Annotated in this window: 12 protein-coding genes; 5 read left to right on the top strand and 7 right to left on the bottom strand. The window is 73.6% G+C overall.

Annotation, left to right across the window (positions count from 1 at the left end; genetic code table 11):
* Positions 1 to 179 precede the first annotated feature (179 nt).
* Complete coding sequence (pfkB, locus tag ABT345_RS28365; protein ID WP_345079246.1) at positions 180 to 1,118, top strand: 1-phosphofructokinase; 939 nt, start codon at positions 180 to 182, stop codon at positions 1,116 to 1,118.
* Between the two features lie 28 nt (positions 1,119 to 1,146).
* Here the strand turns inward: pfkB and ABT345_RS28360 are convergent, their stop codons facing one another.
* Both ABT345_RS28360 and cdgB read right to left on the bottom strand, forming a co-directional pair.
* Positions 1,147 to 2,040: a carbohydrate-binding protein gene (locus ABT345_RS28360; RefSeq protein ID WP_345079243.1), complete on the bottom strand. Its 894-nt coding sequence runs from the start codon at positions 2,038 to 2,040 to the stop codon at positions 1,147 to 1,149.
* Positions 2,041 to 2,263: 223 nt separating this feature from the next.
* The gene (cdgB, locus tag ABT345_RS28355) at positions 2,264 to 3,943 is read right to left on the bottom strand and encodes a diguanylate cyclase CdgB (protein ID WP_345079240.1); all 1,680 of its coding nucleotides are present in this window, start codon (positions 3,941 to 3,943) and stop codon (positions 2,264 to 2,266) included.
* Positions 3,944 to 4,253: 310 nt separating this feature from the next.
* On the opposite strand from cdgB, the gene ABT345_RS28350 reads away from it, so the two are divergent.
* A complete protein-coding gene (locus tag ABT345_RS28350) occupies positions 4,254 to 4,871 on the top strand; it encodes a flavin reductase family protein (RefSeq protein WP_345079237.1) in 618 nt (205 codons plus the stop codon).
* A gap of 60 nt (positions 4,872 to 4,931) precedes the next feature.
* Here ABT345_RS28350 and arfB read toward each other — a convergent pair whose 3' ends face one another.
* Positions 4,932 to 5,360, bottom strand: a complete 429-nt coding sequence (gene arfB, locus ABT345_RS28345; RefSeq protein ID WP_030285880.1) for an alternative ribosome rescue aminoacyl-tRNA hydrolase ArfB — start codon at positions 5,358 to 5,360, stop codon at positions 4,932 to 4,934.
* A 254-nt stretch (positions 5,361 to 5,614) separates the two neighbouring features.
* Between arfB and ABT345_RS28340 the strand changes: the two genes are divergently transcribed.
* The 3 genes from ABT345_RS28340 (at position 5,615) to ABT345_RS28330 (ending at position 7,724) form a co-directional block, all read left to right on the top strand.
* The gene (locus ABT345_RS28340; protein ID WP_345079232.1) at positions 5,615 to 6,190 is read left to right on the top strand and encodes a TerD family protein; all 576 of its coding nucleotides are present in this window, start codon (positions 5,615 to 5,617) and stop codon (positions 6,188 to 6,190) included.
* Positions 6,191 to 6,311: 121 nt separating this feature from the next.
* Positions 6,312 to 6,992, top strand: a complete 681-nt coding sequence (locus ABT345_RS28335) for a GNAT family N-acetyltransferase (RefSeq protein WP_345079229.1) — start codon at positions 6,312 to 6,314, stop codon at positions 6,990 to 6,992.
* 234 nt (positions 6,993 to 7,226) lie between these two features.
* On the top strand, positions 7,227 to 7,724 hold the full coding sequence (locus tag ABT345_RS28330) for a hypothetical protein (RefSeq protein ID WP_345079226.1): 498 nt from the start codon (positions 7,227 to 7,229) through the stop codon (positions 7,722 to 7,724).
* A 170-nt stretch (positions 7,725 to 7,894) separates the two neighbouring features.
* On the opposite strand, the gene ABT345_RS28325 is transcribed toward ABT345_RS28330, so the two are convergent.
* The 4 genes from ABT345_RS28325 to ABT345_RS28310 form a co-directional block, all read right to left on the bottom strand.
* The gene (locus tag ABT345_RS28325; protein WP_345079223.1) at positions 7,895 to 8,461 is read right to left on the bottom strand and encodes a nucleotidyltransferase domain-containing protein; all 567 of its coding nucleotides are present in this window, start codon (positions 8,459 to 8,461) and stop codon (positions 7,895 to 7,897) included.
* A 148-nt stretch (positions 8,462 to 8,609) separates the two neighbouring features.
* Positions 8,610 to 9,278 carry a pentapeptide repeat-containing protein gene (locus tag ABT345_RS28320; RefSeq protein ID WP_345079220.1) on the bottom strand — a complete coding sequence of 223 codons (669 nt, stop codon included), beginning with the start codon at positions 9,276 to 9,278 and terminating at the stop codon, positions 8,610 to 8,612.
* 258 nt (positions 9,279 to 9,536) lie between these two features.
* Positions 9,537 to 10,640: a M24 family metallopeptidase gene (locus ABT345_RS28315; protein WP_345079217.1), complete on the bottom strand. Its 1,104-nt coding sequence runs from the start codon at positions 10,638 to 10,640 to the stop codon at positions 9,537 to 9,539.
* 124 nt (positions 10,641 to 10,764) lie between these two features.
* Complete coding sequence (locus ABT345_RS28310) at positions 10,765 to 11,175, bottom strand: VOC family protein (RefSeq protein ID WP_345079214.1); 411 nt, start codon at positions 11,173 to 11,175, stop codon at positions 10,765 to 10,767.
* Positions 11,176 to 11,225 lie beyond the last annotated feature (50 nt).

Here is an 11,225-nt window from a genome sequence, read left to right as displayed (position 1 = left end):
GACGAGCGGGCGACGGCCCCGGGTCTGGGCCAACCACCGCCGACGATGGCATGATCGCTCGCGCACTTGTCCGTACGCGGCCGCCCGGGGGCGGTTGCCGGTCCGGTGGCCGCCGCGGTGGCCGCCCGGCCCACCACCGCCCGGCCACCGGCCGACCGGGCCCGGCGCGGGAGGGAAACATGATCCTCACGGTCACGCTCAACGCCGCCCTCGACCTGACCTACCGGGTGCCGCGCCTGACCCCGCACGCCACCCACCGCGTCACCGACGTGGCCGAACGCCCGGGCGGCAAAGGGCTGAACGTCTCGCGGGTGCTGGCCGCGCTCGGCCACCGCACCGTCGCCACCGGGTTCGCCGGGGGCGGCACCGGGGACGCGCTGCGCGCCCTGCTGACCCAGGAGAGCGAGGTCACCGACGCGCTGGTGCCGGTCGGCGGCGCCACCCGCCGCACCGTCGCCGTCGTCGACGCCGCGACCGGCGACACCACCCAGCTCAACGAACCGGGCCCGGTCGTCTCCCCCGCCGAGTGGCACACCTTCCTCGGCACCTACCGGGAGCTGCTGGCCGACGCGCGGGCGGTGGCGCTCTGCGGCAGCCTGCCGCCGGGCGTCCCGGTCGACGTCTACGCCCGCCTGACCCGCGCCGCGCGCAGCGCCGGGGTGCCGGTGGTGCTGGACACCAGCGGCGAACCGCTCCGCCGCGGGCTCGCCGCCCGCCCCGACCTCGCCAAGCCCAACGCCGACGAACTCGCCGCGCTCACCGGCACCACCGAACCGCAGCGCGCCGCCCGCGAGGCGCGCCGCCGCGGCGCCCACTCCGTCGTCGCGTCGCTGGGCCCGGACGGCATGCTCGCCGTCACCGCCGACGGCGCCTGGCAGGCCGCCCCGCCGCGCCGGATCGCCGGGAACCCGACGGGCGCCGGTGACTCCGCGGTGGCGGGCCTGCTCTCCGGCCTCGTCGAAGGCTTGTCATGGCCCGAACGGCTCGCCCGCGCGGTCGCGCTCTCCGCGGCGACGGTACGGGCCGCGGCCGCCGGCGAGTTCGACGCGGCGACCTACGCGGAGCTGCTGCCAAAGGTGGCGGTGACGGAACTGCCCGGGCCGGCGCCCGGCCGCTGACCGGCCCGGACCCGGGAAAGCGCGCCGGTCAGGCGATCTTCTTCTCCAGCCAGAGCTGGTCGATGTTGACGTCGCACTTGTTGCCGTCCTCGCAGGAGAGCATGACGGTGTTGGTGCCCTTGTTGAGCGGCACCCGCTGCCAGGTCCTCTGCCAGCCCTTCTCCCAGTTGCCTTCCTCGGAGCCCGCGAAGTTCTTCATGTTGAGCGGCCGCTCGTCCCGCTTGCCGTTGACCGTCAGCGTGAGGTTCTCGTCCTGACCGGGAATGCCGTAGCCGACCCACATCTTGTACGCGCCCTCCTCCTCGACGTTCAGCGTCCACGTCGCCGACGCGCCGGGGTTGTTCATCCCGGCCACGTAGACGCCGCCGGCCGAGCGCGCCCCGGGGATGTCCTTGGAGGTGGTGGCACCGCCACCGAGCTTCAGGCTGCCCGCGTCGTCCTTGGGCAGCGGCGCCTTGCTGGGCTTCTCGGCGGGCTTGTGCGCCGGCTCCTGCGACGTGCTGACCGTCTCGCTCGGCTGCGCCTGGTCGGTGGTCTCCTTGTCGGAGTTGTTGAGCATCGCGACGCCGATCGCTATGCACACCACGCCCACCACGGCGACCGCGCCGATCAGCAGGCCCTTGTGGTTGCGCTGCGGGGGCGCGGGCGGCCCGGCCTGCGGCGTACGGGCCCGCTCACCGCCGGGCAGCGTCTCCGGCGCCGCGTAGGAGGCGCTTTGCCGACCGTAACCGGACTGCTGGGACGCGCCGCCGTACTGCCGCTCGCCGACCGCGCGGACCTGGTTGTAGGAGGTCCGTGGCACGCCCTGCTGACGGGTCGCGCCGTCGCCGCCCGCGCCCTCCTCGCCGCCTTCCGAGCGGTAGAGGTACCCGAACGGGTCGTCGTTACCCGGCGTGTCCGAGCCCGTGTTGCCGGCCGTCATTGCGTGTCACTCCCCAGCGATCTGTATCGCGTCCGGATGCCCGCGCGGTCCCCCGCGCGCATCTGCACTTTGAGCCCCCGGCGGCGCCGCGCCTCGGCGCAGCCTACCCCGTTCGCCCCACCGCACGCCGGGCCCGTTCAGGGCACAAGATCGCTACGGATCGGTGAACGGCGGGTACGCCCGCCCGGGGCCCGCCGCCCGCGGCCCCGGGGGCGCCCGGCGGTCACCCGGCCCGGCGGTTCGCCTTGGCCCGGGACCGCTTCTCGACGTACATCCGCTGGTCGGCGGATTGCAGCACCTCTTCGGCGGTCATCCCGCACCCGGCCCAGCTGATGCCGAAGCTGGCGCCGACCCGGACCGCGCGGCCGTCCACCCGGATCGGCGGGATGATCGCGTTCCGTAGCCGTACCGCGAGGTCCTGGGCGTCGGCGGTGCCCAGACCGTCGGCGAGGACCACGAATTCGTCACCGCCGAGCCGGGCCACCGTGTCGCCGTCCCTGACGCCGCTGGTCAGCCGTCTGGCGACCTCGATGAGCACCGCGTCGCCGGTGTGGTGCCCGAACCGGTCGTTGATCGATTTGAAGCCGTCGAGGTCGCAGAAGAGCACCGCGAGCCCCTTGGAGCCGTCGTCCGCCGGGCCGTCCGAGGGCGCGACGGTGTGCACGTGGTGGTCGTACGGCAGCGCCCCGCCGACGCTGCGCTCCATGCCCGCCAGCCCCTCGTACGGCTCCGCGCCCTCCGCCGGATACGCGGCCGGATCACCGGCACCGGCGAAGACGGCGGCGGAGACCGCGTACGCGTCGGCGGCGTCGCCCGGCGCCCGCCCGCACAGCCGGGCGGAGAGGCGGGCGCGCAGCTCGGCGCTGTTGGGCAGGCCGGTCAGCGCGTCGTGGCTGGCGCGGTGGGCGAGCTGCAGCTCGTGCCGCTTGCGCTCCTCGATGTCCTCGACGTGGGTGAGCAGGAACCGCGGCCCGTCGGCGGTGTCGGCGACGACGGAGTTGCGCAGCGAGACCCAGATGTACGTGCCGTCCCGCCGGGCCAGCCGCAGCTCGGCGCGGCCGCCCTCGGCGGAGGTGCGCAGCAGGGTGCCGATGTCCTCGGGGTGGACGAGGTCGGAGAAGGAGTAGCGGCGCATCGCGGACGCCGGGCGGCCAAGCAGCCGGCACAGCGCGTCGTTGGTGCGCAGCAGCCGTCCGTGCTGGTCACCGCCCATCTCGGCGACGGCCATCCCGCTCGGCGCGTACTCGAAGGCCTGCCGGAAGGACTCCTCGCTGGCGCGCAGCGCCTGCTGCTCGCGCTCCAGCCGGACCAGCGCCCGCTGCATGTTGGCCCGCAGCCGGGAATTGCTGATCGCTATGGCGGACTGGAACGCGTACATCTGGAGCGCCTCACGGCTCCAGGCGCCCGGGCGGCGGCCGTTGCGGGGCCGGTCCACGGAGATCACGCCGAGCAGCTCGCCGCTGCCGTCGGGCGAGGTGTGCATGGGGGCGAAGAGGCGGTCCCTGGGGTGCCAGTCGCCGTTGAAGCCGGGGTCGGGCCCGGCGGTGTGCCACTGGGGGACGTCGTCGTCGTCCAGCACCCAGCCCTCGGTGTACGGCACGAAGCACAGCGTGCCCCAGCGCTCCCCCATGGACAGCCGCCGCTCCCAGGAGTCGCGCGAGCCGACCCGCCCGGCCATCAGCGCCTCGGCGCCCGCGCTCCCGGCGACCGCGGCCACCACGAGATCACCGTCCGGCCGTACGAGATTGACCGCCGCCAGCTCGAACCCGAGCCCGCTGGTCACCCCGTCCGCGACGGTCTGCAAGGTGTCCGCCAGGCTACGAGCGGTATTCAGCTCGGCGACCACCTTGTGCAGCTGCCGCAAGGTCGCCAGGCGGACGTACGGCTCCGACTCGGCCTCCATCGCTCGCTCTCCCTGAGACCTCGACAGCAACTCCACACTTCTTTGTCGTCCGTTTCCACGGCCACTGAATCACAGTGAGCTGCTCACTCGGTACACAGGGTCAACAATTACCGTGCGCTGTGACTCAAGTCACAAGCCGTGACGTGTAGTTGAGGTCCGCCGAGGGAAACGGGGAATCGCCTCTTCCGGGCTTTCTGAACGCAAATTCCGCGAAGCCCGTCGAACGGGCCGCCTCCGCCGCCGGACCTAGGGCGCGGGTGGTCCCGGGGCCCGATGCGCGACCGCGGCACCCGGAGTTAGCGTTCATGGCGTGTTCACGAAAAGCCCCACCGCCGCAGCTGCCGGCCTCCCCGCCCCCACCGATCCCGCCGCCACCGTCAGCCTCGCATCCGCGCCGGAGGGCGCCTCGGTCCCGCATTCTGGTGGGGTGAGCCACGACGAGTTCCGCGCCGCCCTGTCCCGCCTCGCCGCCGGCGTGGTGCTCATCACCGCGCACGATCCCGACAGCGGCGCGCACGGCGAGCCCGTCGGCATGACCGCCACCGCGTTCGTCTCGGTGTCCCTGGATCCGCCGCTGGTGATGGTGAGCGTTCGCAACGACTCCCGGATGGACGACCTGCTGGCGCAACAGCCGCTCTGGGCCGTTTCGGTGCTGTCGGAGGGTCAGCGCCACATTGCGGGACGGTTCGCGATGAAGGGCCGCATCAGCGATCAACTGCTCTTCGCGGACATCCCGCACACAACCGGCGAAGCGACCGGTGCACCGCTCATCGGCGGCGCACTCGCGAACCTGGAGTGCCGCACCGAGCAGCGCGTCGTGGCGGGCGACCACACCCTCGTCATCGGCCGCGTCCTGACCGCCGTCACCCCCACCGAGGACGACGGCCCGCTGACGTACTTCCGCGGGAAGTACCGGCACCTGGGCTGAGCCGCCGGCCGGCCCGGACGGCGGCGGGCGACCCGGACGGCGGCGGGCGGCACCGGGCCGTCAGTCCCAGCCGCGCCCGGAACGCCCCTTCTTGACGTCGCCGCGCTGCTTCTTCTCCCGCAGCCGCCGTTCGTTGACGCCACGGGGGACGCGCGCCTTCCGCCGCTGCTTGGGCGGCGGCGCGGTCGCCTCGGCGAGCAGCGAGGCGAGGCGTACGGCGGCGGTCTCGCGGTTGCGCCACTGGGAGCGGTGGTCGGAGGCGCGCACGGACAGCACGCCATCGGTCAGCCGGTGGGCCAGCCGCTCCAGGGCGCGCTCCTTCCACACCTCGGGCAGCGCCTGCGTGCGGCCGAGGTCGAAGCGCAGCTCGACCTGGCTGTCGCTGGTGTTGACGTGCTGGCCGCCCGGACCCGAGGACCGCGAGAAACGCCAGACGAGTTCGGCCTCGGGAAGAACGACCGCACCGCGGATGACATGGGGCCCGGACATGCCCCCATGGTCCCGCGTTCCGCGTCGCCGGTCACCCGCATTTCGCCACGGGCCGCAGCGCACCCTCCCGGGCGACGCGCCCGGGAGCCGCACGCACCCCCCGGCCGCCCCGGGTGCGCCGTCCCGGCGAAAACCGACCGCAAAGAAAGTAAAGGGAGCTGGAACCTCGCGGCCCCTTGCTCGCGTTGAGTGAGGAAACGGTAGCTTCGTGCGCAGTACGGAGCCCATGCATTCACGAGGGAAAGGGACATCCCATGGCTGTAAGCCTGTCCAAGGGCGGCAACGTCTCGCTCACCAAGGAGGCACCCGGTCTCACCGCCGTCACGGTCGGCCTCGGCTGGGACGTCCGCACCACCACCGGCACCGACTTCGACCTCGACGCCAGCGCCATCGCGGTCAACCCGAGCGGCAAGGTCTACTCCGACTCCCACTTCGTCTTCTTCAACAACAAGGCGACGCCGGACCAGTCCATCGTCCACACCGGTGACAACACCACCGGCCAGGGCGAGGGCGACGACGAGGCCATCAACGTCAACCTCGCCGCGCTGCCCGCCGACATCGACAAGATCGTCTTCCCGGTCTCGATCTACGACGCCGAGAGCCGCAGCCAGAACTTCGGCCAGGTGCGCAACGCCTACATCCGCATCGTCAACCAGGCAGGCGGCGCCGAGGTCGCCCGCTACGACCTGAGCGAGGACGCCGCCACCGAGACCGCCATGGTCTTCGGCGAGCTGTACCGCAACGGCGCCGACTGGAAGTTCCGCGCCGTGGGCCAGGGCTACGCCTCGGGCCTGGCGGGCATCGCCCAGGACTTCGGCGTCAACGTCTGACATGCCGGACGACGGCGGGCCGGGCCCACACGGCACCGGCCTGCCGCCGCGCCGGACTCCGGCGCGGCCGGATCCCGCGGGCCCATCTGCCGCGGGCCCGACCGCCGCGGGCCCGACCGCCGTGCGCCGGGCGTCCGTTCACTCCCTCGGCCCGGGCCGCCCCGAGGACGCCGCGGCGCTCGCCCGGATGCAGTTCGCGGCCTGGCTGGAGACCTATCCGGGCGCGGCCCCCGGCATCGACGAGCGGTGGGTCCGGGAGCAGCGCGGCGACCTGCTGACGGAGGACGGGGCCGCCGGGTGGCGCGCCTTCCTCGACAAGGCGTCACACCGCCCGCACACCGCCTTCTGCCACACCGCGCGCGCCGCTGACGGCGCCTTGACCGCCGTCCTGTGCGGCCTGCGCGAGGACACCGCCCCCGACACGGCAACGAAGGCACCAGCGACCGGCACGTCGTCGGCGAACGTTCCGACGGGCAGGTCGTCGGCGAGCGTCCCGACCGGCACATCCTCGGGAAGCGCCCCGACCGGCCCGCCATCGGGAAGCGTCACGCTCGGGCCGATGTATGTGCTGCGGCGGGCGCAGGGCCTGGGGATCGGCAGCCGTTTGATGGCCGCTTTCCTCGCCTGGGCCGGTGACGCCCCGATGCGCCTCTGGGTGACGTCCACCAACGAAGGCGCCATCCGCTTCTACCGCCGCCACGGCTTCGCCCCCACCGGCGAACACCAGCTCTGGCGTGGCCGCCTGCCCAACGTCCGGATGGTCCGGAGCGGCACGGGCGAGGGCTCACCGCCGACCGTATAGGGGCCCGCTTTCCCTTCTTTCCGCAGCCTGCGCGGCTGTGCGCCCGCGAGGGGCGATCGTCCGCGTCGGGCGGTGCCGGTGCCGCCTCGTCGTCCGGCGCGCTTCCGGGCGTGGCCGCGCGGACGACGGCTTCCCTCGGCAGGTCGCGCGCGCCGGCCCCGTCCCTGCCGCGTCCTTCCCGTCGACGTCCCTCCCCGCCGTCGGCTCCCGTCCGGCCATGACACCATCGGCGATGTGATCGACCTCGGCTACTCGCTCTCCCGCCGCTTCCCGGATCCGCCTCAGACGGACTACCGGACGGCGGATGTCCACACCCTGCGGCACGACCTCTTCTGCGGTGACGTCTATCTCGCCGACACCCGGGAGGACCGTGAGGTGTCCACGGCGTGGGGCTGGGTGCCGGTGCTCGACTTCGCTTGGGCGCTGTGCGACATCGTCGAGCAGCTGGACTCCGACCCGCGGGGCAACAGGTCGGCCCGGCCGGTCCACGCCGAGCTGGACTTCACGGAGTCCGCCGACCGGATGCTCTTCGAGCGGCGCTTCGGCTGGGTGGAGGTCACCGCCGACTGGATGGCGGCGGACGAACCGCCGCTCGTCCTCAACCACGGCGCCCTGCGCCGCGAGGCCCGCGACTTCCTGCACGACCTGATCGCCGACCTCGGCGACATGCACGACGGCCTCGCCGACAACCCCGCCATCTGGGCCCTCCAGGCCCGCTTCCCCCGGGTCTGACCGACCCGCGGCTCCTCTACGGGTGGGCCGTACGAGCACGGGTGGGCCGTACGGGCACCCGCGGCCGTTCCATACGGTCCGGTGGCCGGCGTTCCGTACGGTCCGGTGGCCGACCGGGCAAGGGGCGCACGGCCGGGCCGCGGCCGGGTGCGGTGCATGGCCCGCGCCCCTCATCCCGTGAGGCACGCGATCCATGGGTGCGGCGCCCCGTACGTCCGGGTGATCGCCGCGGCGAGCCAGTGCCGTTGCGGGGTGGTGAGGACGGGCAGGGCGGCGCGGAAGTCCGCCTCGTCCTTGGGGCGAGGGTCCTTGGCCTTGTAGTAGAGCTGCACCTCGGGGGTGAGGTACGGGATGCCGCCCGCGGCGGGGGATGCGCCGGTCAGCGCGTCGAGGGGGCGGCGCACGCCCGGGTCGCGCCGGGAGTTCCATTCGCCGCCGCGGGACTCGTCCAGCATCACCTGGAGACGCCAGGGCGCTCCTGGGTCCGGGCGGCACCAGATGTCGTGGACACGGGTGGGCAGGGTTTCGCCCGGCCGCCACGGGCGCAGCCGCCCCGGCGCATCGGCGGCCCACCACTCCCAGTCCGGCAGGGCCCGCTGCACCACGAGGTGATCGCGCCGCAGCACCAGGACATCGATATCGGCATGGCCGCGGAACCGCCGGCCCACCGCCCACTCGATCGCGTACCCGCCGGCCACCCACCAGCGGCTGCCGTGTCCGTCGAACGCGGCGGCCACCTCGGCGGGCGAGGCGGGATCCCAGCGGGTCAGGTCGCCGGGGGTGGGGGGCGCTTCGTCGTCGTTGTTGATGCTTCCCTCCCCTCCCCCCCCGGCCCACCCACCCCGCCCATCCGCCTCTCCCCGCCCCTCCTCTCCCCGCCTCTCCTCACTCCACCCGGACGCCCAGTTGGGACGCGAACGACGGGGCCAGGTCGAGGAGTTGGGTGGGGCTGATGACGGCGCCGGCGAGGCCGTCGATGCCGCGGGTCACGTCGAGGGCGGCGGCGCCGCGCAGGTCGACGTCCTTCATCCGGGCGCCGGTGAAGTCGGCGCGGGCGAGCGTGCAGTCCTCGAAGGTGACGCGCGCCAGCTCCGCGCCGGAGAAGTCCGCCTCGACCAGGACGCAGCCCTCGAAGACCACGTCCCGCAGCTTCGCGGTGCGCAGATTCGGGAAGTCGATCTTCCCGCCGCGCACCACGACCCGCTCCAGCACCGCGCCGTGCAGCTGCGTCCCGCCCAGCCGGGCGTCGGTGATCTCCACATCGCGCAGCGACGCCTGCGAGAGGTCCGTGCCGACGCCCCGTATGCCGCTCAGGACGGTGTCGAGGAACCGCGCGCGGCTCAGCTCCGTCTCGTCGAGCGCGCAGCGGCGGAGCGCGCAGTCCATGAACCGGGCGCCACGGGCCGACTGGCCCGCCGCATCGGTGTCCGTGAACTCCAGCCCGTCGTAATCCCCTTCGGGCTCCAGCTCACCGCCCTCGAACGCCGTCAGCTGAGGCAGTCTCACCTCCGCCCGGCGCACCGCCCGGACCGTCCCCGCTCGCCGCCCTGCCACGCTCCACCGCCTTCCGTTCGCCGCCACCGCGACCGCGACCGCCGCCCGGCCGCGGCGACACCCCCGTGCCCGCCGCGGCGGAACGACCGGCCGCGCGCACCGTCCGTGCGCGCCACCGTCATCTGCTCACCCATCGTGAACCACACCACTGACAATTCCGGTCGGCGACGGCTCCCCCGCGGCGGCTCCCGCCCGTCGCCGACGGCTCCGGCACCCGCTTCCACCTGCGAAGACGCCGCGCGGAAAAAGTTTTTGACCTCACCGCACCAGCGCCATCCGGTGCTCCGTGGTGTTGAGCCGGCGGCCGCCCGTCTCCGTGCAGGTGACGATGTCCTCGATGCGTACGCCGAAGCGGCCCGGCAGGTAGATGCCGGGCTCGATCGAGAAGCACATGCCGGGGACGAGGGGCAGGTGTTCGCCCTCGACCATGTACGGCGGTTCGTGGGTGGTGACGCCGATGCCGTGGCCGGTGCGGTGGATGAAGTACTCGCCGTATCCGGCGGCCTTGATGACCCGGCGGGCGACCCGGTCGATCTCCTGGCACGCCACCCCGGGGCGCACCGCCTCGAACGCCGCCTGCTGCGCCTCGCGGACGATGTCGTGCACCGTGCGTTCCTCGGCGGTCGGCTCGCCGACGTGGACGGTGCGGGTGGTGTCGGAGCCGTAGCCGTCCTTGAGGCCGCCGAAGTCCAGGACGACCATGTCGCCGTCCTGGATGAGCCGGTCGCCCGCCTCGTGGTGCGGGTTGGCGCCGTTGGGGCCGGAGCCGACGATGGTGAAGTCGACCTGGCTGTGGCCGTGCCGGATCAGCAGCCGGCTGAGGTCCGCGGCCACCTCGTGCTCGCGGCGGCCGGCGAACGGCAGGCCCAGGATGTCGTCGTACGTCGCATCGGCCGCGGCGCCCGCCGCCGCCATCCGCTCCACCTCGTACGCGTCCTTCACGGCCCGCAGCATCGGCAGCGCCTCGGACAGCGCGCCGTAGCCGCTGTCCGGCAGGGTCCGCTGGAGGCCGAGGAGGTGCAGCGCCCAGGTGGAGTCCGAGACGCCGTACCGGCCCTTCGGGTCGAGCCAGGCCGCCAGCTGCCCGTAGGGGTCGGTGCCGTCGCCCCATCCGGTGATGTCCAGCGCCCCGGCGCCCGGGGCCGCCTCGGCGTCCGGCCGTTCCAGGGCGGGGACCAGCAGCCGCGGCCGGGCGCCGGGGGCGAGGACGAGGGCGGTCAGCCGCTCCGTGACCGCCGTGACCTGGTAGCCGCACAGCCAGCCCAGGTCCGGGCCCGGCGTCACGATCAGGCCGTCGAGTCCCGCCGCGGCGGCCGCGGCGGCGGCCCGTTCCATCCGTTGCTCGTAAGCGTCACGTGTCATGGAGGTCGCCATGGCCGCAATGTACGCCCGCCGCTCCGGCAGCCGCACCCGTTCCGGGCGGACGGATTCCGAGGGCGCCGTCCGCCCGGCCACCGGCGCACCCGCCCGGCGGCGCGCCCCGGCGCTACCCCTTCGGCTGGGTGAAGCGGAGGTTGTTGCCGAAGGGGTCGCGCAGCCCGCAGTCGATGCCGTACGGGCGCTCCGTCGGCTCCTGGGTGAACTCGACGCCGCGCTCGCGGAGCGTCTCGTAGGTCCGGCGGCAGTCGTCGGTGGCGAGGATGAGCCAGCCGCCCATCGCCCCCTTGGTGACCAGGTCACGGACCTGGGCGGCGGTCTCCTCGGACATCGCCGGGGAGCCCGGCTTCTCCAGCAGGATCTGCCGTTCCGGGTGGCCGGGGACGGCGACGGTCAGCCACCGCATGAACCCCATGTCGATGTCGGCGGTGACCTCCAGACCGAGGGTGCCGACGTAGAAGTCGAGGGCCTTGTCCTGGTCGAGGACGTAGAGCTGTGAGTGAGTGATGGCGGTGAACATGTCGCCCAACCTACGGGCGGGCCCGGCGGAAAACTTCTCCGGAACTGCTC

It is taken from the genome of Streptomyces sp. NPDC000404 (genome assembly GCF_040300365.1).
Classification (GTDB): Bacteria; Actinomycetota; Actinomycetes; order Streptomycetales; family Streptomycetaceae; genus Streptomyces; species Streptomyces ramulosus.
The sequence above is the reverse complement of the archived record's forward strand: the minus strand, read 5'-3'. Positions and strand labels throughout refer to the sequence as shown.